The organism is Bacteroidota bacterium (assembly GCA_017303905.1).
GTDB lineage: Bacteria > Bacteroidota > Bacteroidia > B-17B0 > Aurantibacillaceae > JAHEYG01.
Window position 1 is genome coordinate 656,561 of sequence record JAFLBH010000001.1, and the last position, 26,370, is coordinate 682,930.

Genomic DNA, 26,370 nt, shown 5'->3' on the forward strand with positions numbered 1-26,370 from the left:
TATGAAAACAAAAATTATTTCAAAATTGATCAGCGGATTAGCAGCAGGTATTTTGTTGGCTAATACTGCGAATGCACAATTTTCATTGTCGGGACAGTATATGGCTCGTGGTGAGTATAGACATGGATATTCAACATTATCGGATACGAATATGAAAGCGGGTGCTTTCGTTTCACAACGTATGCGATTGAATGGTGAATACAAGCATGAAAAATTCAGAATATATGCTTCTGTTCAGGATGTAAGAACATGGGGGAATGTGGGACACTCTGTAATTGACAACACAGCCGGGCTCTCACTGTTTGAAGGTTATGGGGAATTGTTCTTCACAAAAAAATTTAAAGCAAAAATTGGCCGACAAGTTCTATCCTACGATGACGATAGAATTTTAGGAGGATTAGATTGGGCTATGCAAGCGCGCCGACACGACGCGGGTGTGTTTATGTATACAGATAGTACCTGGCAGGTTCATGTTGGAGGAACGTATAATCAAAATGCAGAAGCCAATAAAAATATTCCATACACTGTTACAAATGGTGCAGTAAACAACTACCAATCATTTCAGTATTTATGGGCAAATAAGCAATTTAAAAACCTCAATGCGAGTTTCTTGTTTCTAAATAACGGTATGCCATTTGTACACCTTAACGGAGTAACAGGTGTAAAATCTAATATTATTTTGTATCAGCAAACGATGGGCTTGCGCGCAGAATATAAAAGTGATAAACTGCAAGCATTCTTTTATGGATATTATCAAATGGGTGATGATGCAACTGCTTCAGCAACTTCATCAAATACACCTAAGTATGAAAAAACAAGCGCATATGATATTTGTGCGGAAGTAGGGTACAAACCTATAAAAGGCTTGTTGGTAACATTAGGAGCTGAGTATCTTTCCGGTAATGATGAAACAGATACTACGAAAGCATATCGCATAGTTAATCACGCGTTTAATCCTTATTACGGGACTAATCATCGATTTAATGGTTATATGGATTATTTCTATGTTGGAAATCATGGAAGCAGTGTTGGATTATTGGATGGATACCTACGTGTAACATATACCTATAAGAAAGTGATGGCCGGAATAAATGGACACTATTTTAATGCTGCAGCTCCTGTAAGAGACAGACAAGAAGGATTTAAGGTCGTTAATAATAAATACGTTCCATTGGCTTCAAATCATTTAGGAGGCGAATTAGACTTTACTTTAAGCTACAATTTTGCAGAAGGAGTTGCTATTCAAGGCGGTTATTCGCAATTCTTTGGCGCAGCAGCTTTACAACACTTAAGAGGCGCTGTGAGTTTGCAGCCTAAAAGCAATTGGGCATACCTCTCAGTTATTATACGTCCGGGTAAAATTGCATGGCCTAAAGTTGGTTTAAAAATGTAATAGAAACTGAGAACGTTCATTCTCTTAAACATGACGCTAATCATAGTATGTAACTTAGTTCCTTATTACATTTATAGGTACAAAGAGTTAATTTATATCAATGGTTAGATTTAGTAAAATCTTTGTTAGTTTTTTAGAAGGATTGCCATTTGTGGTGGCAATCCTTTTTTTATTTGGTTGCAGAAAGGAGGATATTATGCCTGAATATTCGAAAGCAAAGTTTTCTCTTATACTTAAAAACGCTAACACCACGATTATTTGGGATAGTTTAAATAATACGAATGCAGCCGGAAATATTTATAGTGTTGAAAGCCTTCAGTTTTATATTTCTGATCTTACATTCAAAAACAGTAAAAAAACAATTACGTCGAATAAGATAATTTATATCGATGGCTCTGTTAACTCCACCTGTAGTTTTTTGATTGACTCGATTGCCCCGGGCGATTATACTGAGGTTTCATTCGTGATTGGGTTAAGTAATTTAAAAAATATTTCAGGAAGTTTGCCAAACACCATAGAAAATTTAAACATGGCTTGGCCCGATGGAATGGGGGGTGGTTATCACTTCATGAAATTAGAAGGAAGATATTTGGATACCTTAGCGATAAAACGAGGATACGCTATTCATTTAGGCAAAAATAATTTTCAACCAAAAATTACGATTTCCAAAAAGCTAACGCAAAAATTTTGGAATCATGAGTATAAATTAGTTTTTAATATTAATGAGGTTTTTCAAAGTCCTAATTTGTACAATCTGAATTTTGAAAATAATTATACCATGAATGATACTGTTGCTAACAGAAAAATAATTAATAACATAAAGGATGCGTTTAGCCTGGAGTAAAATATTAAGTGTATTGTTTCTTGCTTTGGTTTGGGCTTGTAATAAAAAAGAGCCCTATGCAACAACGTCACAAGCTCCTCTTACGCCATACGCTATAGATGTTCCGGCGTATTTTCCAAAACTAAATATTCCCGACAATAATCCGGTAACGGTTGAAGGAATCGAATTGGGAAGGAGATTGTATTACGATACGATTTTATCCAATAACGGAAAGTCTTGTTCGTCATGCCATGTGCCAAATGAATCGTTCTCTGCTTCCGGGGTTAATTCATTGCCACACATCAATCTCGGATTCAATACTAATTTTTTATGGAACGGTAAAGTAAGCGGTAGTGTCGAAGACATCATGCTTTTTGAAGTGAAAGATTTTTTCAATACCGATATCAATAAAGTTAACAACTCAACACTTTATAGCGATTTATTTAAACGTGTATACGATGTCGATGAAATAACGCATTATGATTTAGCAAAGGCGCTTTCACAATTTATTCGTGTGATGGTATCGCAGAATTCGAAATTTGACAAATTTGTGAAACATCAAATTGATTTAACGGAGCCGGAATTGCGAGGGTTTAATATTTTTAATTCAGAAAAGGGTGATTGTTTTCATTGCCATTCGTTAGGACTTTTTTCCGATAATCGCTTTCATAACATTGGAATTGATTCGCTGTTCTCAGGAGTTAATTTAGGACGCTATAATATTACAGGATTACAATCCGATATCGGATTATTTAAATCCCCTACATTACGAAATATTGAGCTAACAGCACCGTATATGCACGATGGCAGATTTGCTACTCTTGAGGATGTGATTGAGCACTATAACAGTGGTGTAAAACATAGCGCTACACTTGATCCAATCATGACTAAGTCTAGTAAGCAGTTTGGTTTACAATTAACCGAACAAGACAAGCAAGATTTGATTGCTTTTCTCAAATCGCTGACAGACACTACATTTACTAAAAACCCGCTATTTGTCATTCAATAGTATGATTAAAATCATACAGTTTGTTTATTTTTATACCGTTATTTGCTTTAAAACATAACGATATGATCGACTTAAAAGAAACTAATAAAAAGGACCCTATTAAAAGAAATGTGGAGCATGGGTTAGACAACATGAAAGGTTGTACTCCTTTTGATCCTCCTTCTGTTTACGAAGAGGAGAAGAAGCCAAAGGTTGATTTTAAAACTATGCATGAAACATTACAGGAGTTAGTACGTGAACACGAAGTGGCGACTGCGGAAATTGATAAATTTGAAACTGCTTTAGCAGAGTTCAAAACAAATGGCTATAACGTCACATCGGAGATAAATTATGCATTTTCAGATTTTTTTAAATTTTACGATAACAAATTATTAGTTCACAATGAAAAGGAGGATAAGGTACTTTTCCCACTCTTAAATAAAAAACTTTTGGAGTCAGGCGAACACAGTACAGGCGACAACCCAAAAACAGCCATTGATGTGATGGAAGATGATCATGTTAAATTTATTCAGTTGGGCACATTGGCATTTAATTTATTAGGATTGGCAACACGAATTCAAGATGTTACTTCAAGAATGTTTGTGTATGATACTGCTTATGATACATGCCGTGAATTTACGGAGCTTCTAAGACTTCATATTTACCGCGAAGATTATACGTTGTTTCCTTTAGCTCAGAAATTAATCAGTGAAGATGAGTTTAATCAATTACTTAATCAACATAAGAAATTCAAATAAGCAAAGTATGCTGCGCGATCAGTTCGGAAGAATACATAATTATTTGCGCATTTCTTTAACAGAGCGATGTAATTTGAGGTGTTTTTATTGTATGCCTGCAAATGGCATTCAACTATCACCCAAAGAAAATATTATGCGCGCAGAGGAGATAGAGATCTTGGTCTCAAAATTTGTAAAGTTGGGAGTGAATAAAATAAGGTTTACTGGTGGTGAGCCTTTTGTAAGAAAAGATTTTGATAGTATTGCGACAAGCCTAAGTAAATTGAATTGTGAAATGGCTATTACTACAAATGGTATTCTTATTGATCAGCACATTGAGACTTTTAAGAACTGCGGCATCTTTAAGATTAATATCAGTATCGATTCATTAAAAAAGGATAAGTTTAATTCAATTACACGTCGTGATTATTTTAACCGTGTAATGGATAATATTGAGCTCTTATTCAGTAAAGGATTTAATCCGAAGCTAAATGTTGTTGTTATTAGGGGAGTGAACGATGATGAATTAATTGATTTTATTGGCTTAACAAAGGAATGGAATACAACAGTTCAATTTATAGAATACATGCCCTTTCAGGGAAATAAATGGGATTTTTCTAAAACAGTCAACGCAGAGGAAATTTTGCAGAATGTATCTAGAATATTCGGCGAAGGAAATGTGTTAAAGGTAGAGGATAAGAAAAATGACACATCACGAAAATACAAGATTAAAGGATTCACCGGAAATTTTGGTATGATTTCTACCGTAAGTAATCCATTTTGTGATTCATGTAATAGAATTAGATTAACTGCAAACGGAAGAATTAAAAACTGTTTGTTTTCTGGTTCGGAGACCGATTTACTTACTGCTTTACGAAATAACGAAAATGTTGAAGAGCTAATTAAGGAAACTGTATTTAATAAAAAAAGTCAAAGAGGTGGAATAAAGAATTTTGCGAGTGAAGAGGGAAGACTAATGTCGGAAAGTAATAGAAGTATGATTTTAATAGGAGGATAATAATAATTTTATGTTTTCATTAAGTTTATTTACTAAGTATTGCTCAAATGAGAGCAAAAAAGTATTTGAAAAAAACAGACAAACTTTGTTTTTTGAGGAGGGACAAAGAATCTTTAATGAAGGAGAGCAGGTAAAAGGGATTTATTTTATTGAGAGAGGAAGAATAAAAGTACTTTCTAAATCACATGATAATTCGGAAAAAATCATTCGCTTAGCTTCAAATGAAATGATAGTAGGCCATAGAGGACTTAATACAAAAGTTTATCCGATATCTGCCGAAACTTTAGCAGAGTCGGTTATTACATTTTTGCCAATTGAAGTTTTTTCTTCAATTCTTAAAAGTAACAATGAAATGGCCGTATACCTGATTAATTTTTTATCTGATGAACTTAGAGATTCGGAAACCAGAATGAAAAACTTATTAATTCTTGACCCTAAAACAAGAATTGCAATTATATTAATGAAATTAATTGATTGTTTCGGATACAAAAAGAATGAAGGAAATAAGTTATTAAGCTATACATTATCGCGTACGGATATAGCCAATATGGCCGGCACCACTTACGAAACAGTTATTAGAACATTAGCAGCACTTAAAAAAGAGCGGGTAATTGATTTAGTAGGTAAAGAGATTGCAATTGTGAATGCAAAAAAATTAAATCAAGTTGCAACAGGAGTTAAAGGCAAAAAGTAATTCAATTCTGCTAACGGGCAGTGATAATAACACATTAAGAAGAATCATTTTAATTAGTTATTTGTTTCTTGTAATTATTGCTTGCCTTGGGGCTCTGCTAAGAATTCTTCCTTTTAGCGGTTTTAATATATCTTATAATAATTTAATTCACGCGCATTCTCATGGAGCCTTTTTGGGCTGGTTGTTCTTAGCGAACTTTGCTATTACAGGACATCTCATTCAATATAAATTCAGCACTAAAGTAACAGTTTGGCTGGCCGCGGATGTTGTACTGTTATTATTCATGGTTCCACTTTTTGTGAAGTATGGCTATAATTATTTGACCATAATATTATCCACTCTCCATGTAATTCTTTCAACAATTCTGGCACTACAATTAATTAAGGCAATTGGATTTAGAAATTTAAGATCGTTTAACGGATATAAATCCTATTTGATTTTAGCTTGGACATGTTTGATTATTTCAGGAGCTTTCCCCCTTATTTTAGGTATTATCGTAAAATCTTTTGGTAACGCCAGTCCTGCCTATTATAACACGATATACACATATCTTCATTTTCAATATAATGGTTTTTTTGTAAGCAGTATTCTGGCTTTCATTCATTTTTATTTTGGCTCAAAGAATGATAAGGGATTAAAGGGAGCTTATTATCTTTTTGTTGTGTCGGTACCTCTTACCTTGGTTAATTCGTATTTATGGAGTGCGCCCGAATTTTGGTTCAATGCAATCAGCATGGTCGCCTGCGCAATACAATTGACAGCCTGTATATTTTTGCTCAATAAAGAGTTTTTAGTACAGAGTTTGGAAAATAAAATACCATTTAGCATGAATTGGGTTATTTATGGATTGATTTTAAAATCAATAATGCAATTGTCGGCGTCTTTTCCGCATATAGCAATTGCAACTTCCTTAAATCGATATTTAATATTGTTTTATTTGCATTTCGTATTGCTGGGTATCATTTCAATTCCTACTATAAAAATGACAGCTTCAATAGTAGATATCACAAATAAAATTTATTACAGAATAGCCATAAAAGCATTAACGCTTGTGTTTTTAATAACACAAGCGTTAATGGCATATAAAGCTGCCGAGATGGAAGGTTTATTTCGCTGTTCAAACTTAACCCTACCTTTTCTGGCAATAATTTCAATATTATTTCCGTTGATTCTCGTTACTGTTTTAATAGTTTCTTTAAGAGAAAAACCTAAAGTTTCTTAAACTTGGCCTGGAAAAATCTTAAGTAAGCGGGTTCATAAATCATTTCCAGTCCTTTTATTTTATCGCGTTTTGCATATACACTTTCTATAGATTCGGCAATAACATCCATATGGGCTTGTGTATACACACGGCGAGGAATAGTTAGTCGTACTAATTCTAATTCCGGGTAGTAATGATCACCGGTTTTGCTATTTCGTCCTGCCGAAACAATGCCTCTTTCCATGGTTCTAACGCCACTGTCCTCGTAAATTTCAGCTGCCAGTGCCTGAGCAGGAAATTGAATTTGCTTTAAATGAGGAAGAAATTTTTTCGCATCAATAAAAATCCCGTGACCACCAATCGGATTCACAATAGGTATCTTTAAATCATTCAGTTTTTTTCCTAAATAAAGTACTTGTCCGATTCGTGCTTTAATATGGTTATCATTAACAGACTCTCCAATACCAATGGCCATTGCTTCCATGTCTCTTCCAGCTAAGCCCCCATAAGTATGTAAGCCTTCGTACACAACAACTAAATTACTCGCTTCTTCATATTTGTTTTTATCATTTAAAGCCAAAAATCCGCCGATATTAACTAAAGCATCTTTTTTTGCGCTAAACGTTGCGCCGTCGGTATAACTGCAAATTTCTTTAACTATTGAAGCAATACTTTTACGTTTATAACCCTCTTCGCGTTGCTGAATGAAAAAAGCATTTTCTGCTACACGTGTCATATCTAGGATTATTTTGATACCGTGTTTGTTTGTATAATTCCGTAATGCCTTAAGATTGGCTAAAGAAATTGGTTGGCCGCCCGCCATGTTTACTGTTGTCGCTACACATATATATGGAATTTTTTTAGCACCAAATTTTTTCACAAGACGTTCTAGTTTCCCGATGTCCACATTTCCCTTAAAAGGAAATAAATCGGAACTGTCATGCGCTTCATCTATAATAACATCATAAAACACACCTCCGGCCAGCTCTTGATGTAATCTGGTTGTTGTGAAATACATATTACCCGGAATTACATCTCCTTTTTTTATCATGATTTGAGATAAAATATTTTCAGCGCCACGGCCCTGGTGTGTTGGAATAACATACTTATAACCATAGTATTTTTTTACAGCGGTTTCAAGGTTATAAAAGTTTTTGCTACCAGCATAGGCTTCATCACCAAGCATCATACCGGCCCATTGTTGGTCGCTCATGGCTGATGTACCGCTGTCGGTTAGTAAATCGATATATACATCTTCAGACTTTAAAAGGAACGTATTGTACCCTGCGTCTTGAAGTGCTTTTTTGCGTTGTGCGGGAGTAGTCATTTTTAATAACTCAACCATTTTTATTTTAAATGGTTCTGCCCAAGAGTGATGAATCATAAGATAAATTTTACCGTAAAGCACTAGATTTAAAGCAGGTAATAATATGATTTAAGTCATAATATTATAATTATTTGTATAATAATTTTGGTTTAAATATTTATTCTAATGGAAGTAGAAATGTTATTAAACAGTCAGAATTATATTGAGTATGATATGCTCGAGGTCTCACTCAATTATTGGTTTAATGATCAGGAAGACCGCCGATGTCCATTTCCAGATTATATAAAAAGTGATTTGCGAAAAGCAGCCATTACAAGTTTCTTAAATTGGACGAAAAAATTGTCGGATGATGCCAAGAAGGAAATTAACGATGAAATTTTAATTGAAAGATTTGAAGAGTGCTTGTTTGAAGAAGCCTATAAAATGGTTATGACGGAAGAAGAAAAAATTACGGTGAAATATCCTTTTATGTTACGTTGTGGAGATAAGGTTCATTATAAAGATAAGCCAGAGAGTATCGTGGTAAAGCGCGAACTAACAAATGAAGGCGACACGAAATACATGCAAGTAACATTTGAGGAAATAGAATCCGGACAAATGTGGAACTCTTCTTTTGAATTACCGGAATGATTAAGTTTAAAAAAAGTGCTCACTCAGAAACTATTGTAACAGAGGTAGTGTGCCCGAATGATACTAATCCGATGGGGATATTACAGGGTGGGCGATTAGTTCAGTGGATGGATATTGCTTCCGCGGTTTGCGCGCAAAATCATGCTGAGAAAATTTGTGTTACGGCATCTATCGACAGTGTAAAGTTTAAAATGCCCGCTAAAGTGGGCGATATCATTACTATTAAAGCTAAAGTTACCAGAGTGTTTAATACCTCCATGGAAATTCATGTTGTAGCCTGGGCAAAAAAAATAGTCAGCCAAAAAGCATATTTAATTAATGAAGCTTATTTTACTTTTGTTGCATTAGATGATAATGCCAAAGCTACTCATGTGCCTCAAATAAAACCCTCTACTCTTCAAGATAAGAAATTATTTCTCTCAGCAAATACTAGACGAAAATCAAGATTAAAATTTTGACATCATTTCGATTTACTTATTCCTTTAAAGAAATAAGGTATAATTATTGCAAAACCAATCAACATAAACAAGCCCGCTGTTGCAAAAACATACAGGCTTGTTACTACCGACGGAATTACCGAAGCATAAGTTTTAATTCCTAAGTACGTCTGATCATAAGCACTGAAAACACCGGCGGCTATTAAACTTAACCAAAAAATCGCTAAGCTTATTTGAATGATGAGGAAGCCGGCATGAAATATTTTTTTTTGTTTCATCTGAATGTCATCAATCTTTAGTAGATAAGCGAAGGATCCGAGTAGAATCATGCTGTTTATACCTATGGTGGTTCCCATTGCGTGTGCAACAGTTATATGTGTTCCGTGAGTATATCTGTTAATGGCCGGGATACTCATGAAGAGTGCTAAAATCAAGTTAAGAAAAACCCAAAATTCGGATGCTATAAGAAACCTGTAACTAATGAGTTGTTTAAAGCGCAATGTTTCCGAAAGTGTTTTTTTGAATCCTTGAATAATATTAATAAGAAGTATCCATTCTGTCATGCTAATTGCATAAGCAACATGCCTCATCCAATTATTGGTTGGTAAATTGTAAATATGATGCCCCCAATTAAAGAGTAAATTAGTAAAACCTAAAAAATAGAACACAATTGATTTTTTATCAAATGCAATTTCTTTTTTACCACTAATTTGTACCATTAGATATAAGGATGTGCCGTAAATCATTTGATTCCATGCGCCCACCATACTGCCATTAGCTTTCCATTGTATTGTAACTTCTTGTAAAAACGACTCGCGAAACCAAGTAATTTGCCACAAATTTTGCTCTATAAATGTTATTAGAAAAAATAACATTCCGGTTCCCCACATTATAATGTATTGTGGCCGCTTGTTAGGTTCGTTTTTCCAAAACAAAAAATAGTAAGAACAAAATCCAATCCAGCATAATAGAAGTAGTAATGAAATCCATCCCGGGAACTCCCAATATTCTCTTCCGCCAAATTGTTTAAATGTGTAATGTATAAAAATCACCACAATGCTTATCTGCCAAAGTACTATTGAAACGTTTCGAATGCTTAACGCGTTTTTCGGAACTGTTTTGTCTTTTTGATTATGAAGAAAGATATTAAGTGAGGCTCCGCTTAGTATCCAAAACAAGGCAGCGCTTACATGCATCGGCCGCAGTTGTTGTAATGGCAAGTAGGCTTTAATATGTTCGTGAAAAATAAATGAGAATGCTGTAATTACCCCAAGCACTAATGAAAATAAAAGCAAAATAAATACGAAACGAGTATAATTTCTTTCCAGCTTATCCATACTAATCTATTATGTAAGTTCCGGTCCAATGTACATTCTTGAAGTCAACAGCCGAAGGACCAGATTTATCTACCCATTTTAAAAAAGCGATTACTTTTTCTATTTCATTGTCGCTTAAATTAAAATTTGGCATTCGTGAAGTACCGGATTTAATAACTGCTTTAATGTAGGCCACATCTACTTTAGAAGTGCTGTTTGTTAAATCAGGCCCCATGTAGCCCCCTAAGCCATATAATTGATGACAGGCCTGACAGTTTCTGTTCTGCCAAATCTCCCAACCTTGATTAATTTCCTTAGTTAAAGGAGCTGTAGCTTTATTATGACATAAAACGTTTATAAAAACAGTATAGACAACAAAACTTACAACTAATGATATCCACGTAATCTTAACCATGTTTTGCGAGCTTCTAAATTATGCGGATTATATATTTTAAAACATGATTCTAATCATTTATTGTTGCTTTGCATTATTTATTAAATCATGAATAACTGCTATTAGTTATTGAAGAATTAAATTATTGTTATGTTAATAGTAAGAATATATTTGACAATAGAGCACATTATGATGTACCCCATTCTTTGTCTACTCATAGCTGCATTCACCCAAGGGTCGACCCAATTCGTTTTTGTTTTCACAAGCCATCAGAGCGAGTGTGAAAGCGATGCTTAAATATTTTATACAACTATTCATGCAAATAATTTTCTTTTGTTAGCCAACCCGTCTGCGATTGTTTTTCAAGTAATTTTATTTTAGCGAAACCGGGTTTGCAACCTACAAACCAATAAGGAGCCTGCTCATTGCCATTGCCTAATTTTTTAATGTAATGTATCACTTTCGATTTTTTATCAGCGTCCGCATAAACAGGGATGCTATCTGATGAATTGAAATTAATCATGGTCAAAAAACCGGAGGGAATTTTTTCCATTTGAAATGCAACGTATTTGTTTTTAGAGCGAACTTGCGGTTGAATGGTCCAGTAAGCGGCAGAATCTTTAATGATTTTATGATAAGCTTCTGTAGCGCCTTTCTCCGGATATAAATATAAATAAGGTTTTGGAGCTGGGTTGTCCTTTAGTTTAATGTTTTTAAGTAACAGATGAACCTCTAAACGTTGTTCGGCAGTTTTAACCAAACAGTCACAGGTTTTGTTTTGTGCAGAAGCAATAAAAAAGTTTAAAAACGAAAAAGCTATGATGCTAAATTTATTCACTCTCCAAAATATTGTTTCATAGGTTCAAAATAATAATCGCGCCAGCCGTCGCGGTATTTTTTCGCGTCGCCTTTTTGTAAATTATAGTGGTATAAATTCAATTTGGTTTTCCCGTTTTTCTCTTCGAAATCAATTTCAAGAATAGAATCAGGAGCATCCTCCGGAAACTCGGAGGTACGCCATGTTTGTACAATTTTTTTATTGGCTTTTAACTCTGTGTTTTTTCCGCTGATGTATCCATCCCAGGCGGTAAATTTTCCTCCTACTTTGGATGAAACTTTTGCGGCACCTCCTGTGAAGGCTGCATGTTCTTTACTGGTTAACCAGGCTTTGTATAACTTAGCGGCTTTAACCGGAAGCGTTACTGACATTTTTAATGATTCCATAAATACGATTTATAATAATAAATGTAATGAATGAAAAGAAGAATGTCAAGCATAAAAAAACCCCGCCTAAAGCGGGGTTCTTCAATCATAGAACTATTTTATTAACCTAATAAAGCACGGAATAATAAGAACAATCCGCCTGATAAAATAATTGTTACCGGTAAGGTTAATAACCAGGCTAAAGCAATTGTTTTAATAGTATTCTTTTGTAAGTTTTTCAAACCTTTCTTTGCCACCATAGAACCGGCAATACCTGAAGACAACATGTGTGTAGTAGAAACCGGTAATCCGTAAGCAGATGCCATACCAATTCCCATGGAAGCAACCATTTCAGCACTTGCACCTTGCGCATAGCTCATGTGTTGTTTACCAATTTTTTCTCCTACTGTTTTTACAATACGTTTCCAACCAATCATAGTTCCTAATCCTAAGGAAATGGAAATTAAAATAATTACCCATGACGGAGCGTATTCGATAATTCGTTTAGAAGCTTTTATTTCTCTGTTTAAGTCCTTAATGTCGTTAGCACTTAAAGTTAAGTTACCGCCTTTAATTAATTTTTCGGTGTTCTTGGTTACTTTCACTACATCTTTACGTAAACTGAAACGTTCAGTTACCGCAACTTCTTCAGAAGAAAATTTACCATTGGTTGTTTCATGAAAGTGAATGCTGTGTTTCATTACATCGGCAAACATTTTCTTTTCTTTAGCGGCTAAAGCAGTTGTGTCTGCTTTTTTCATCAGTAATTCAATCTTATCCATATTGCCATGGATGCTTTGTAAGTTGATAGATTTATCTACCGCGAAATAGCCCGGAAGAATCGCAATTAAAATCATCATGATTAAACCTACACCTTTTTGTCCGTCGTTTTGTCCGTGGAAGAAACTTACCGTTCCGCAAGTCAACCATAATAACATTCTGATCCAGATAGGAGGTTTTTTTCCGGGGATTGGTTCTTTGTAAATGATTTCATTTTTGATGAAACGTTTAAAAATAAACATCATGATAATGGCTAATGAGAAACCGATAAGCGGAGACAATAATAATGCTAAGCCTGTATCTTTAGCTTTGTCCCAGTTAACGGCAGTGCCGCCAACTTCGCCCGGTAAAAAGTAAAATGCAATACCAATACCTAAGATAGCGCCAATTAAAGTATGAGAGCTGGAAGATGGAATACCATAGTACCAGGTTCCAAAATTCCAGATGATGGCACTCACTAATAATGCCAATACTAAAGCGATGCCGTGATAAGGATTTGCATCAACCAGCACATCCATAGGCAATAAGTTTACAATTCCCATGGCTACGGCGATACCTCCAAATAAAACACCAACGAAGTTTAAGATACCACTGTATACAACAGCTACAGTTGGCTTCATGGAGTTGGTATAAATTACGGTAGCAACAGCGTTGGCTGTATCGTGAAAACCGTTAATGAATTCGAAAAAGCAAGCTAAGAGCAAGCAAAGAATAAGTAAAATGGCCAGGCCTGTAGTTAATCCAAACATAATATCAATTTTATGGTTACAAATCTATTTTTTAATAACGGAATCCGTGTTAAGTTAATGTTAAATCCCTAACTCCAATTGAATAACACCAAACCAATATTTATTTAAGTCTTTATTGGTCTTTAAGTTACGCTCACGGTTATAAAACACATTTCCCTGAACTTTTACTTTGTGCTTCATTAAATACTTGGTAACACCTAAGCCATACTGTTCATTCTCATGAATAGAACTTAGTAAATCGTTATGCGGAGAAACTAATGTATGGCGGGCAGCAACTTCCCAACGGCTTTTAAAGCAATAACTGATTTGTGAATTAATTCCATCGCCTTCAACAACAGTTCTGCTTGAACCTGTACTATTTTTCGTAACCGGATTATCACAATTTCTTCTAAGATATTCTGAGCTTACGGCAAAACCTTTATATTTTAATAAGAAGTCGGCAAAATAAACTTCAAAACTTCTGCTTTCATATAAATCTTTTCCTAAGGTTCCTTGGGTACGTACAGACAAATCATTTAAGTGATAACCACCACCAATTGAGATTTTAGGTTTTTCTTCACGTGCCACGTCGCCTTCAAAATAATCACCACCATCTGTAAAAGTTCCCAATGGGAGCATTTCTAAACGTCCTGAGTATGCTAAGCCAGGATTACTCGAATTAGAATTTCTGCCTTCACCTGAAGTAACAGCGCCTTTAATTAATGTAACGAATTTTTTACCAATTGGTAGGGTATAAGTTAAGAATAAGCCGGCATCACGGTCGAGCGTAAAATTGGAGTTAGCAGGTGAGCGATCATAAAACTGTAAAGAACCTGAAGAAACTACACGTTGACGGTTACCGGGTAATTTAGTTTGTCCGATACCAATTTGTAAATGTTTAATTGGTTTATAGTAAATCATTGCATCACGCACCACGTTTACACCGGTGTTATAATTAGAGGCATCGTTCATGCTCCAGTCCATATCTCCACGTGAAAAAGAGAGTTGTAAATAATAACTCCACTTTGGATTGTATACATGTCCGGTAAAACTTAAACGACATCTTCTCACTCTGAATTCATAGGAAGCCGGATTTAAATCTTCATCAGAAATAGTGTTCATCATTAAGCGATTTTGCATTCGGAAACGAATGTTGATAGAGTAAGAGCTATCGGGAGTTGCAAAGCCTAATCCATTTTTGAAATTAAAATAAGGCGACTTCTGTTCGGTTTGTGCGTTTACGGTAACAAAGGCAATTGTTAAAAGTAAAAATAAAGTTTTCTTCACGTTAAATTATTATTAATTGCACGCAAAGAAATAGTTGATATGTAAATACTAGTTAAATTTAATGTTAAGGAATTGTTAAGCCTAGGGCTGTAATTTCAAGGTGATGTATTTGTTTTTGAAAATCAGGTGTTTAGGCGCAGGCAGTATCCCAGACCCCTGTAGGTTTTTATAATATCCTCACCCAATTCTTTACGAATATTACGTATATGTATATCAATGGTGCGCTTCGCGGAAATATCTTTGTTGTTCCAAATTTGTGAAGCTATCTCATCTTTCGAAAAAATTTTATTGGGTTGTGAAAATAGTAAATTCAGTAATTTGAATTCGAGTCGTGGAAGTGTATGCGCTACTTCGCCTAAATAAATTTTGTATTGTTCATGGTCGATAAAAAATCCTTGCTGGATATTTTGTTCTATTCCGTTTTTAATTCGCTTGCACAAGGCTTTCATCTTTGATTCAAAAATCAAATGATTGATGGGAAGTTCTATAAATTCATCCGCTCCTGAATTTAACGCGCTTATTTCAATAAAATCATCTGCTTTGTTTGAACAAATAATAATGAAAGGCTGAATACTTAACGAATGACTTTTTATTTCTTTAATTACGGTGATGGCATCGGTATTATCCAATTCCAGGTCCATAATAATAATTTGTGGGGTTTCACTTAACAGAAACCTTTCAAAGTCAGTGAATGAATAAACTACATTTATCTTACAGTTAAGGTTAAGTAAACCTTTTTTGTAAAAGTCAATGTTGTTGTGATTAATAGAATATATTAATGCTTTGTAACCCACTATTAATTTCTAAAGAATATAAAAAAGCCTGTTTAAACTAAACAGGCTTTTTTAATGAATGAGATTATTTATTTACAACCATTTTAATGGTTTCGGTTTTTGTTCCGTTGCTGATGGCAACAAAATAAATCCCACTTGCTAAATCAGCAGTTACAGGTAAAGAATTCACACCTTCAACAATACTATGATTTTCGTATGGCATTGAAAGTAACTGACCTGTGATAGAGTAAATGTTTACTGTTATGTTAAAAGGTTGTAAAGCATGGATGATAACAGTTGCTTCTCCATTGTTTGGATTTGGATACACACCAATTTGTTTTGAAAAATCTTCCAATGAATTTACCGATAAAATTCCACCGGCTAATAAAGCAGGGTCGCCAAAGTTAGCGCCACCGGTAACTGTGTTGGATGCAACCGGACGATAATCAGGAGATGTATAATTCCAAGGAGTAACAAGGATACCGTTAGATGAATTTAATGAATCATTCGGTTGTGCAACATACCACGCACCATTTACATTCACGTTTGCCGCAGTTGTTTCAACAGTTTTAGGATTCACACCTGAAGTTGTAGCGATTAGATTGTATTTGAACTTTAAAGCCCCTGAGTTTGCATTTCCATCTGCCGCAGCACCGTCGATAAATAATCCGGTTTTAAAATCCATGAAAATAGAGTTGAATACTTTTAGGTTCGTATTTCTTCTTAAGCGTAAAGCACGACGGTAACCGGTAGCAATTACTTGTGCAGAGTTACCGCGGTAAGGACCGATACCTGTTATGTTAGAGAAAATTCCAGACGTTAAAGGAGAGTTTGTGCTTCCGGTTGCATCATTATCTGATTCAAAACCTTCTGAAGTAGACACTGAAGGATTATCAGCTAAAGCAGGATCACGAACAATTAAACCAAACTGTACATAACCGCTCCATCCGTTGTCTGTATCAAAATCATCATCTAGATTTCTGTATGATACTAAATATTTTCCATTCACTGCACCACCAAACCACTCAAAAGCGTCATCATTTGTATAAGATACCTGAATGTGATCAATCTGTGTACCTTTACCAACAGCGCCCATGGTTAAGCCATTAATTTCTTTGTTAGCTGCATAAACATATCCGCCAAATTCAATACGTACATAGCTTAATGAACCTGAATTGTCATTGTTGTTAGGAGTTGTTCCTCCTCCGTATTCTGAATCTGCCGAAACAGGTAAGCCTTCCACGTTGGCTAATCCACCTGCTAAATTTAATGCACCGTTACCTAAGATAATTAATCCACCCCAATCACCTACAGCGCGGTTAATTGCGCCCGGTGCTTGATCGGTTGTAAATACAATTGGTTGTGCTGCGGTACCCACCGCGTTAATTTGCGCACCTTTTGTAATAATTAATGCTGAACCTGCACTGGCTTTTTCACCACGTATTACAACACCCGGTTGAATGGTTAATACAGCATTGTTTTTTACATAAATCGGACCTTGTAATAAAACTGTTTGTCCGCTTGCCCAAGTTGTATTAGTTGTAATGTTAGAATTAACAGTCATAGTTGGAGCAGGGTATACTTTGTTAACCGGATCCCATTCTGTCCAAGTGTCAGTCCACATGGCTGTTGGTGCCGGAGCAAATGCTCCTTTATACGTTGTAGGAGTCCAAAAGCCTGTTTGCGCAATAGCAGAGCTCATTGCAAAGGCTAATAATAATGTTTTGTAAATCTTTTTCATTGTTTTAAAATTTATGCCACAAAGTAAGGGACACAACTTTAAAGGGGGGTTAAAGCGGTATTAGTAAAAGATTATACTTAGATTATCGAAACATTAACAAAAATATTTTTGTGTAACATTCCCTTAATACTAATTTATTTTGAGGCTTCGTTTAATGTTTAATTAACATAAACTTCACACTAAGTATATACATTAATTTACATATTTGTAAAAAAGGATATGGCACTCACTATAAAGGAACTGTTCGAAAAGAACAAACAGGCATATAAGCAACAATTTTATCTGGATTCGGTTTTTCTTTCCTATAACCTCATACTTAAAACAGCAAAACAAATTTGTTCCGATGAAGGAATTAACATGGGAAGTAGTAAGCTGAAGTTATCAGATGTAAATAAGCATTTGAAGTCGCATTACGCAAAATCACCAATGTTTACGAAGAAACTGAAGAAATCAGTTTTTAAGGATGTGTGTTTGTTTAACGATGAATTTAAAGCTTTAAGTAAGGAGTTAAAATATCAATACCCCGAATTAAAATTAAAGAATGCCGCCAAGAGAGGATTAGACATTTTGGTTAAACTCAATACCTCGCTAATCAAACTTAAAAACAATTCGCATTAAAGTTTAATGTTTAATTGTAACGAGTAAACTGTTCCGTAAGTACGTGTTAGTACTTCATAATCTTTTCCTTTATTGAAACGGGTGTCATTATCATTATTCTGATAAATAACCGAACGTTGTTTCAACAAGTCGCGGATGTTGAATTTAATTTCTATTCTATTTTTCCAAAGTTGTTTGCCAAACTGGATATCAACAACCGTTCTGCTATTTTCCCAACGATCCGGTTCGTTTTGTGTTCCTACGTTGTAGATGCGTTCTCCAATTCTATTTAACATAGCGCCTATACTAAATCCGAGTTCGTTGTCGTTATATAAAATTCCCGCGTTGATAATATAGGGCGATTGTCCCTGTAAGCTGCGTGTGTATTTTTCTGTTGTTGAACCGGGCTTAAACAAGGAAACTTCCGATTTGAAATAAGAAAGATTCGAAAACACACTCAGATTATTTAAGAATTTTATCGAATCTGTTTTAAATAATGCTCCTAGTATTACTCTAAATTCTAACTCAGCACCATATATAGTTGCTTTAGGAGCATTACGAAACGTAATTTCATCGGCAGCATATTGTTGTGCTACCATTTCAATCGGATTCGTAAAGTCTTTGTAAAATGTGCTTACTGAGAATAGTTGTCCGCGGCCCGGATAAATTTCATAACGCAAATCCATGTTATGAATGCTGCATTGTTTTAAACTATCATAACCATTTAGCAAGAAGCGTGTTTCCGGGTCTTGCCAATTGAAAGGCGCTAATTCTCTAAACTCCGGACGATTCAAAGTTTTAGAATAGCTGGCTCTGATATTTTGTTTTTCATTCAATGAGAAAATTAAATTTAATGAAGGCAAAATATCAAGATGACTTCTTTCAATCACAAGCGGAACGCCTTTTGTTCTTTCAGCATCTACGCGCTGTGAGAAATTTTCTAAACGTACGCCATAAATGGCGCGAAACCATTCTTTGTATTTCGTGTCGAGCATTAAGTAGCCGGCGAACAATTTAGAAGAGGCGCTGTATTTATCGGTAGGTTTGGTTAAGTCGTATAACTTAAAACCAGTAGAGTCGGGATAACCTGCCTCACTCGGAATATTTAAACCCATGTTTTGCGGAGCGAAAATTTGATCTTCCGGCAGATAGAGCAATGATTTTTTAAACATGTAGTTAATGTGAGTTAAGCCAAGTTGTCGTGTGTAAAATTCACGATCACGTGTTTGGGCGAATCCTCCAACTTTAATATCTTGTTTTAGTTTTTCGCTGATTTTAAATCCTCTTGAGAAATCTGCTCTGAAGCTCATTATTTTTTCATCGAGATTGGAATAGAAGCGATAACCACCGTAATCCGGTCCACTTGTACTTAATGCAACATTGGCTTGATATGTGGTGTCATACGGATTTGGATCAAACGGATCGTTGAATTTTGTTAAGCGACTGTAAGCTGTTACTCTGTAATTCGGAACATTACGATTGGAGGTTCCGTAGGAGCCTACCCAATTACCTTTAATTTTTAACTTCGGCAAATAATGATCGCCGGATAATTGTCCGGAGTAAACCTTACTGCTTTGAAAGAAACGCGTATTAATTTTTGTTTCAATTGGAATATCTTCGTTCATTCCTCTATTTCCTAATGAAGCAATAAGTTTATCATCGGAGCTGATGGAGTAAATATTTTTTAAACTGATGTTGTGATTTTCATTTAGTTTAAACGACAGATTTAAGATGGAACCTAGTAAAGTTTGATTACCATAAACATTTAAATCATAATGTTCTTCTTGTACAGATTCACCGGTGCCAGTCGCATTATTATTATATACGTTTCTGGTTCTTTGTGCAAACGTGTTGGAGTTATTATAGGTAAGCGAGAATAAAATGCCAATGAAATCGCGCTCCTTGTATTTTATGTTTTGACCGATTGCAAATTGTGTAGAAAAATTGGGTTTGAATGTAGACTTTTCAATCGCCCAATCATTTTTAAAAGGTTTTGCCGCTTCAAATTGAGAAATATTATCTGCCGGAAAGTTTTCTTGCGTTGGCGTTTCGCTTGGCAAAGCACGCGTACCATCATCAATACCTAACCAATCTCTTTTTCCTCCCTGGTAAGTTAACTGCTCTTTACCTGTTGTGATGGTGTTATAACCTCCGTTAAGCGATAAGGAAACAAAATTTTTATCGGGAATATTTTTTGTGTTGATTTGGATAATACCTCCGGCAAAATCACCGGGCATATCCGGCGTAGCGGTTTTATTCACTAAAATATTATCGAGCATATTAGCCGGAAAAATATCGAAGGAGAACGCTTTTTTATCTGCTTCGGTGTTTGGTAAAGGAGAGTTATTTAAAAAGGAAACATTATAACGGTCGCTAAGTCCGCGTACAATCACAAATTTATCTTCAATGATTGTAACTCCACTCACGCGTTTTAATACATCAGCGGTGTTTCTATCCGGTGTGCGTTTAATGGTTTCAGCAGATACACCATCGCTCACGCTGACATTGTTTTTTTGCATTAAAACTAAGGCGGCTGTATTTTCTTTGGCAATTTCAACCGTTACGGTAACTTCCTGTAAATTTTGCGAGGAAGAAGTTTCAAGCGGAACGTTTACGTTTGTCACATCATTCGCCTTCACCTCAATACCGGTTAATTTTTTTGTGTCGTAAGAAATATAACTGACAATAAGGGTTACTTTACCTACCGGTACATTATTTAAACTGAAATTACCATCAAAATCAGCACTCGCACCTTTGGTCGTTCCTTCAATTACCGCGGTAGCTCCCGGTAAAGTTTCACCGGTTTTAGCATCTATAATTTTTCCGGTAATTTTTCCGGTTTGTGAATAAGCTGTTATACTAATTAATAAAGTAAGCGCACTTAAAATCCTTTTCATTTGTTCCAATAATTATGGCACAAAAGACGGAACCTAGTTTAAGGATATCTTAACTTTAATGTTAAGCGAAGGTTAACAATATATACGGGGCATAAAAATTATTTAAAGTTTACTTAACATTTGAGCCTCTAATATAAATTAATTTAGTGCCGTCAAAAAGGAACTAATTATGAGTGAAGCATACAGAATATTATTGGTGGATGATGAAGAAGATATTCTGAATTTTTTATCGTACAATTTAAAAAAGGAAGGTTATGAAGTTTATACGGCTTTAAATGGGCACGACGGGATAGATCTTGCCAAAAAGAATAAACCACACCTTATTGTGCTCGACGTTATGATGCCTGAGATGGATGGTATCGAAACATGCAGAATACTCCGTGAAAATAAAGAAATTGGCAATACTTTAATTGTGTTTTTAAGTGCACGCAGCGAAGATTACACGCAAATAGCAGGTTTTGACTCGGGTGCTGATGATTATATCACTAAGCCGGTGAAGCCTAGAGTTTTTATTAGTCGTATTAAAGCATTGTTAAGACGTTTAGGATCTGATACCCCAAAAACTGAAAAGGTAATGGAGTTTGGAGACATTAAAGTGGATTTGGAAAAGTATATGGTTTACAAAAACCAAAATGAAATTATACTTCCAAAGAAGGAATTTAAATTACTGGAACTATTAGTGTCGAAGCCCGGGAAAGTATTCACCCGCGAATTCATTCTCGAAAAAATCTGGGGCGATGAGGTGGTTGTTGGCGATAGAACAATAGATGTTCACATCCGCAAACTCCGCGAAAAGTTAGGAGAAGAAAATATAAAAACCGTAAAAGGTGTAGGGTACAAGTTTGAATTTTGAATGCAATAAAAAAACCTCGGAGAATCTTCTCCGAGGTTTTTTTGTGTAATTTAAATTTTTTAGTGTTTTGCTAAGTAATCGGCAACACCTGAGTGGTCAGCTTTCATGCCTTCTTTGCCTTTGCTCCAATTAGCAGGACAAACTTCTCCGTTTTCTTCGTTAAACTGTAAAGCATCTAACATACGTAAAGCTTCATCCACGTTACGGCCTAATGGTAAATCGTTAATCAATAAGTGACGAACGTTTCCTTTTTTGTCAATTAAATACAAAGCACGATACGCAATCATTTCACTGCTTGCTACAAAATTATCGTTCTCGTCAATAGAGTAGTCGCCATTTAAACAACCGTAGTTAATTGAGATGGTTTTGTTTGTGTCGGCAACAATTGGATAAGTGATGCCTTTAATGCCACCAAACTTTTTATCCATTTGTAACCAGCCCCAGTGACTTTGTTCTGTATCGGTGCTACAGCCTACAATAGCACAACCGCGTTTTTCAAATTCCGCTAATTTTTCTTGAAATGCGTGTAATTCGGTTGGACAAACGAATGTAAAATCCTTAGGGTAGAAGAAGAAAATTACATACTTCTTACCTACATATTGATCCAATGAAAAATCGTTCACGATTTCGCCACCGTTAACAACAGCTGCTGCTTTAAACGACGGTGCTTTTTTTCCAATTAATGATGTCATTTTATTATGAGTTTTTAAGGTTACTAATTATCAATACAAAATTATTATTTACTTTGTTCATACGCTAAAAATTAAACTTAAATAATTGTAAAGAAATGAAAGCGCAAATAGGTCAACAAGCCCCTGATTTTAAACTCTTTAACACAAATAAGAAAGCTGTCAGCTTAAGTGAAATGAAAGGAAAAAACGTAGTTCTGTTGTTTTTCCCATTGGCTTTTACGAGCACCTGCACGGCAGAACTGTGTTCAACCCGCGACGATTTAAGTTTTTATAATAACATGAATGCAGAGGTTTTCGGAATTTCTATCGACTCATTATTTACCTTAAAGAAATTTAAAGAGGAATTGAATTTGAATTTCGAATTGTTGAGTGACTTTAATAAGGAAGCTTCACTCGCTTACGATTCGTTGTATGAAAGTTTTGTTTTCGATATGATTGGCGTTGGAAAGCGTTCGGCTTTTGTAATTGATAAGAATGGAATTATTCAGTATGCTGAGGTTTTAGAAGATGCGGGTAAAGTTCCGGATTTCACAGCCATTAAAAATTGCCTGTCTAATTTAAAATAATGCTTAAAGCGTATTTTGATAAGCATTTGATTGAAGCCGGTTGTGATGAAGCCGGAAGAGGTTGCTTGGCAGGTCCTGTTTTTGCGGCGGCTGTAATTTTACCAAAGGATTATAAAAACAAAATTTTAAACGACAGTAAACAACTTACCGATAAGGTTCGGTATGAATTACGCCCAATTATTGAAAAGGAAGCCCTCGCTTTTGCGGTTGTTCAAGTCAGTAATGTTGAAATCGACGAGATAAATATTTTAAACGGATCCATTACAGGCATGCAAAGAGCTGTTTCCCAATTAAAAATTCGTCCCGAACTTTTATTAATTGACGGGAATCGTTTTAAGCCCTACGATAACATCCCGCATCAATGCATTATTAAGGGTGATGCTAAATTCCTGAGCATTGCGGCCGCCAGTATATTAGCTAAAACTTACCGTGATGATTTTATGAAAGAGGCTGCACTAAAATATCCGGGTTATGCCTGGGAAAAAAATATGGGCTATCCAACAAAAGAACATCGTGAAGGCATCAAAAAACTCGGGCCAACGCCTCTGCACCGAACTTCTTTTCGCCTCTTGCCCGACCAATTGGAACTCGAATTCTGACAATTCACAGTGTCGGTTTAATAAGTACATGTTTTTACGCGAAAATCAAGCGCGCTATCCTTTAACTTAGATAGCTACTGTTTGATTTGAAAAAGTTTAAAACCATCTTTTTTTATGTGTTTGTTGCTGCCGGTTTAAGCGCGGCAGTGTGGGGTTATTTTTATTTAAAACAAAATAAAAAACCGGCCCTGAACGCACTCGATGTTTTGCCGCACGATGCAGTTTGTTTAGTAGAGGTGTCAGGATTTCATGAATTAACCAACAAGCTGATTAATCAAAATTTAATTTGGAACAGCTTAATTAACATCAGGCAAATTAAATCAATTGAATCACAAATTTCATATTTCGATTCGTTAACCACACAAGTAGAAAATTTTAAGGAGTTTTTCCGCGGCCGTAAAATAAACCTAGGCTTCTATAACGAAAACCAAAGTCTACGTTTATTAATGACGTTTAATTTACAAGAGCTGGCACAAGAGGAAGAGTTTCAAGATATATTGAAAGCGAATTTTAAATGCGAAGCTGGCACGGAAGGACAGCTGGAATTTTGGAAGGATCGTTTGCGTTATACAATACAAGTTTCAAACGGCGTAGTTGCAATTTCGGAGAGTGAGGCGTTGGTAAAAAAATGTTTTAATGCAGGAGAGAAAAAATTAAGTAAGGAGATTAAATTTATTCAATTGCGTAAAAATTTGGATGAGGATGATTTATGCAACGTTTATTTTAATTATGACTTACTTAAAAAGAGCCATCTTAAAATTAATACGAATCAGATTGCCTTAACAGGTGTGTCTGTCGCTAAGTTGGAAGTAACACCGGAGGCAATTGTTGCCAATGGATTTAATGATGCAGATACTTCTTCATTCTTAAATGCGTTGAGCGGACAACCTGCAAAGTCCGGAGATTTTTTCTCGATATTACCCTTTAATCTTTTATCCTATAAAGCTACTGCCATCAGCAATTATCCCTTATTAAAGGAAAAGTTAAAAGTAAAGTCAAACGCAATGTATTGGAAACAGGCAAACGATAGCGCGCTGTTTAATGTGGAAAGACAATTAGCAGAAAACGTCAATGAGGTAGTGGTTGAATGTGAGTATGCTTTAAACGCCAACACCGAAAAGGCCTTGGTTATTCAAATCAAAGATTCAACACGAGTGAATGAAGCCTTAAATTATTTGTCGGATAGTATCATGAATTATCAGGGGCTCAGAAATTTTAAATTGCGTGACAGCATCAGCGATTTCAATAAGGAATTTTTTGGTGATTTGTATGAAGCCAAGGCGCAATTCGCATTCGCCTATTCTAATTACTTGATACTATCGGAGAGTTTACAAGGGCATTTATTTTACATGAATTCGGTTTTAAATAACTCTTCAGCTACGCAAAATGAAGTATTCATGAATTATGCGAAAGAAAATTTATTAGTCGATTTCAATTATCAGGTTTATTGTAATATTAATAAGCAAACCTATAAGGCGAAGGATTTATTTTCATTTTTATCCGATAGTGATTTGGTTTATGTGAAAAAAGTGAGTGATTACAGCATTAACATTAGCAATTATAAAAATCTATTACAGTTCAGAGCCGCTGTAAAATATCAGAGCGCTTCATCCAATAAGGATGCTCCGGGTTTATGGACCTGTGAGGCGGATACTTTAATTACTTCTCAAGTCGCAACATTTATTAATCACAAATCGAGTCAAAACGAATTATTGTTTCAAGACGTGAAGAATAATTTATATTTAACCAGCGCAACGGGAAATATTATTTGGAAGAAAAATATCGGCGAAAAAAGTCTTTCTCCATTTTATACGGTGGATGCCTTTAAAAACAATAAGTATCAGATATTGTTCAATACAAGTACGCATTTGCACTTAATTGATAGGAATGGAAATTATGTTCCGGGCTATCCACTCAAGTTACCATCATCAGCCACAAATCCATTATCCTTACAAGATTACGACAAAACCAAAGATTACAGAATAATCATTGCCTGTGCCGACAATAAAATTTATAATTATAACATAAATGGAACTAAAAACGAAAAATTCATGCCTATTCAAACGGAGCATCCGGTTTATTTGCCGGTGAAGTATGTTAAGGTTGGGGCAAGCGACTATCTAATAACTAATGACTCAGAAGGGAAAATTTATGTTTACAGTCGGAGAGGAGAAGGTAGAATTGATTTGTCGAATAAATTAATTACAAATAGCAGTGATTATTTTATTGATGCAGCAAACAATATTCAAAATACCAACCTGATTTATTTTGATGATAAAAACAGTTTACTGGAAAAAGTTAGTCTGGAGGATAAAAAAGATATTGCCAAATTAAATGCTGATTTCGAAAATCCCAGTTATTTTTTCGAGCTGATTGATGATGATAAGAAAACAGACATTGTAATCGTTGACAAATCAAAACTTGTTTGTTATGATTTGATGGGGAATGAGTTATTCAGACACGAAACCGCTGACGAGGCTTTTACAACGGGGACTTATTATTATGATACGGATGGAATGTATTTTTTCATTAATACAATAAACGGCAATCTTGAGATTGTTCAGGCGGGATTGAAAAAAGTCGTTAAGCGAATTAAGGGAAGTGGTAAGCCACTGGTGTTTGATTTATTTAAAGACGGTAAAAAATATTTACTCGTTACCGACAACAACACTTTAAAGTGTGTATTGCTAAAGTAG

The 26,370-nt window shown here is 35.2% G+C and carries 25 protein-coding genes; 14 read left to right on the forward strand and 11 right to left on the reverse strand.

The genetic code is table 11. The features are described from left to right. Position 1 precedes the first annotated feature (1 nt). The 7 genes from J0L69_02740 to J0L69_02770 all read left to right on the forward strand — a co-directional run bounded on the left by J0L69_02740 (position 2) and on the right by J0L69_02770 (position 6,875). A complete protein-coding gene (locus J0L69_02740) occupies positions 2 to 1,393 on the forward strand; it encodes a hypothetical protein (protein MBN8692081.1) in 1,392 nt (463 codons plus the stop codon). Positions 1,394 to 1,493: 100 nt separating this feature from the next. Then, positions 1,494 to 2,237, forward strand: coding sequence for a hypothetical protein (locus J0L69_02745; protein ID MBN8692082.1), 744 nt, complete (start codon positions 1,494 to 1,496; stop codon positions 2,235 to 2,237). Further along, positions 2,218 to 3,225, forward strand: coding sequence for a c-type cytochrome (locus J0L69_02750; protein MBN8692083.1), 1,008 nt, complete (start codon positions 2,218 to 2,220; stop codon positions 3,223 to 3,225). The genes J0L69_02745 and J0L69_02750 overlap by 20 nt, the downstream gene beginning before the upstream one ends. A 62-nt stretch (positions 3,226 to 3,287) precedes the next feature. Further along, entirely contained in the window at positions 3,288 to 3,962 is a 675-nt protein-coding gene (locus J0L69_02755; GenBank protein MBN8692084.1) for a hemerythrin domain-containing protein, read from the forward strand. Beyond that, positions 3,919 to 4,959: a GTP 3',8-cyclase MoaA gene (gene moaA / locus J0L69_02760; protein MBN8692085.1), complete on the forward strand. Its 1,041-nt coding sequence runs from the start codon at positions 3,919 to 3,921 to the stop codon at positions 4,957 to 4,959. The genes J0L69_02755 and moaA overlap by 44 nt, the downstream gene beginning before the upstream one ends. A gap of 10 nt (positions 4,960 to 4,969) precedes the next feature. Next, on the forward strand, positions 4,970 to 5,653 hold the full coding sequence (locus tag J0L69_02765; protein ID MBN8692086.1) for a Crp/Fnr family transcriptional regulator: 684 nt from the start codon (positions 4,970 to 4,972) through the stop codon (positions 5,651 to 5,653). Beyond that, positions 5,625 to 6,875 carry a hypothetical protein gene (locus J0L69_02770; protein MBN8692087.1) on the forward strand — a complete coding sequence of 417 codons (1,251 nt, stop codon included), beginning with the start codon at positions 5,625 to 5,627 and terminating at the stop codon, positions 6,873 to 6,875. The genes J0L69_02765 and J0L69_02770 overlap by 29 nt, the downstream gene beginning before the upstream one ends. On the opposite strand, the gene J0L69_02775 is transcribed toward J0L69_02770, so the two are convergent. Beyond that, positions 6,862 to 8,238, reverse strand: a complete 1,377-nt coding sequence (locus J0L69_02775; GenBank protein ID MBN8692088.1) for a tyrosine phenol-lyase — start codon at positions 8,236 to 8,238, stop codon at positions 6,862 to 6,864. The two genes, J0L69_02770 and J0L69_02775, sit on opposite strands and share 14 nt — an antisense overlap. A gap of 108 nt (positions 8,239 to 8,346) precedes the next feature. Between J0L69_02775 and J0L69_02780 the strand changes: the two genes are divergently transcribed. Further along, positions 8,347 to 8,811, forward strand: coding sequence for a hypothetical protein (locus J0L69_02780; protein MBN8692089.1), 465 nt, complete (start codon positions 8,347 to 8,349; stop codon positions 8,809 to 8,811). Then, complete coding sequence (locus J0L69_02785) at positions 8,808 to 9,269, forward strand: acyl-CoA thioesterase (protein MBN8692090.1); 462 nt, start codon at positions 8,808 to 8,810, stop codon at positions 9,267 to 9,269. The genes J0L69_02780 and J0L69_02785 overlap by 4 nt, the downstream gene beginning before the upstream one ends. Positions 9,270 to 9,271: 2 nt before the next feature. Here J0L69_02785 and J0L69_02790 read toward each other — a convergent pair whose 3' ends face one another. The 8 genes from J0L69_02790 to J0L69_02825 form a co-directional block, all read right to left on the reverse strand. Beyond that, the gene (locus J0L69_02790; protein MBN8692091.1) at positions 9,272 to 10,585 is read right to left on the reverse strand and encodes a cbb3-type cytochrome c oxidase subunit I; all 1,314 of its coding nucleotides are present in this window, start codon (positions 10,583 to 10,585) and stop codon (positions 9,272 to 9,274) included. A 1-nt stretch (position 10,586) separates the two neighbouring features. After that, positions 10,587 to 10,979: a cytochrome c gene (locus J0L69_02795; protein MBN8692092.1), complete on the reverse strand. Its 393-nt coding sequence runs from the start codon at positions 10,977 to 10,979 to the stop codon at positions 10,587 to 10,589. A 289-nt stretch (positions 10,980 to 11,268) separates the two neighbouring features. Continuing rightward, a complete protein-coding gene (locus tag J0L69_02800) occupies positions 11,269 to 11,796 on the reverse strand; it encodes a hypothetical protein (GenBank protein MBN8692093.1) in 528 nt (175 codons plus the stop codon). Continuing rightward, entirely contained in the window at positions 11,793 to 12,182 is a 390-nt protein-coding gene (locus J0L69_02805; GenBank protein ID MBN8692094.1) for an SRPBCC domain-containing protein, read from the reverse strand. Before J0L69_02805 ends, J0L69_02800 begins: the two co-directional genes overlap by 4 nt. Positions 12,183 to 12,283: 101 nt before the next feature. Further along, positions 12,284 to 13,690: an inorganic phosphate transporter gene (locus J0L69_02810; GenBank protein MBN8692095.1), complete on the reverse strand. Its 1,407-nt coding sequence runs from the start codon at positions 13,688 to 13,690 to the stop codon at positions 12,284 to 12,286. Between the two features lie 60 nt (positions 13,691 to 13,750). Next, on the reverse strand, positions 13,751 to 14,956 hold the full coding sequence (locus tag J0L69_02815; GenBank protein MBN8692096.1) for a porin: 1,206 nt from the start codon (positions 14,954 to 14,956) through the stop codon (positions 13,751 to 13,753). Between the two features lie 122 nt (positions 14,957 to 15,078). Beyond that, entirely contained in the window at positions 15,079 to 15,750 is a 672-nt protein-coding gene (locus J0L69_02820; protein ID MBN8692097.1) for a response regulator transcription factor, read from the reverse strand. Between the two features lie 64 nt (positions 15,751 to 15,814). Further along, entirely contained in the window at positions 15,815 to 17,470 is a 1,656-nt protein-coding gene (locus J0L69_02825) for a T9SS type A sorting domain-containing protein (GenBank protein MBN8692098.1), read from the reverse strand. Between the two features lie 219 nt (positions 17,471 to 17,689). On the opposite strand from J0L69_02825, the gene J0L69_02830 reads away from it, so the two are divergent. Further along, complete coding sequence (locus J0L69_02830) at positions 17,690 to 18,088, forward strand: hypothetical protein (protein MBN8692099.1); 399 nt, start codon at positions 17,690 to 17,692, stop codon at positions 18,086 to 18,088. Here J0L69_02830 and J0L69_02835 read toward each other — a convergent pair. After that, entirely contained in the window at positions 18,085 to 20,964 is a 2,880-nt protein-coding gene (locus tag J0L69_02835; protein ID MBN8692100.1) for a TonB-dependent receptor, read from the reverse strand. The genes J0L69_02830 and J0L69_02835 overlap by 4 nt on opposite strands. Positions 20,965 to 21,133: 169 nt before the next feature. On the opposite strand from J0L69_02835, the gene J0L69_02840 reads away from it, so the two are divergent. Beyond that, positions 21,134 to 21,817, forward strand: a complete 684-nt coding sequence (locus J0L69_02840) for a response regulator transcription factor (protein MBN8692101.1) — start codon at positions 21,134 to 21,136, stop codon at positions 21,815 to 21,817. A gap of 59 nt (positions 21,818 to 21,876) precedes the next feature. Here J0L69_02840 and J0L69_02845 read toward each other — a convergent pair whose 3' ends face one another. After that, positions 21,877 to 22,509, reverse strand: a complete 633-nt coding sequence (locus J0L69_02845; protein MBN8692102.1) for a peroxiredoxin — start codon at positions 22,507 to 22,509, stop codon at positions 21,877 to 21,879. Positions 22,510 to 22,604: 95 nt separating this feature from the next. Between J0L69_02845 and J0L69_02850 the strand changes: the two genes are divergently transcribed. From J0L69_02850 to J0L69_02860, 3 genes are all read left to right on the forward strand, one after another. Next, positions 22,605 to 23,075, forward strand: coding sequence for a redoxin domain-containing protein (locus tag J0L69_02850; protein MBN8692103.1), 471 nt, complete (start codon positions 22,605 to 22,607; stop codon positions 23,073 to 23,075). Next, entirely contained in the window at positions 23,075 to 23,674 is a 600-nt protein-coding gene (locus J0L69_02855; GenBank protein MBN8692104.1) for a ribonuclease HII, read from the forward strand. The genes J0L69_02850 and J0L69_02855 overlap by 1 nt, the downstream gene beginning before the upstream one ends. An 86-nt stretch (positions 23,675 to 23,760) precedes the next feature. Then, a complete protein-coding gene (locus J0L69_02860; GenBank protein MBN8692105.1) occupies positions 23,761 to 26,370 on the forward strand; it encodes a hypothetical protein in 2,610 nt (869 codons plus the stop codon).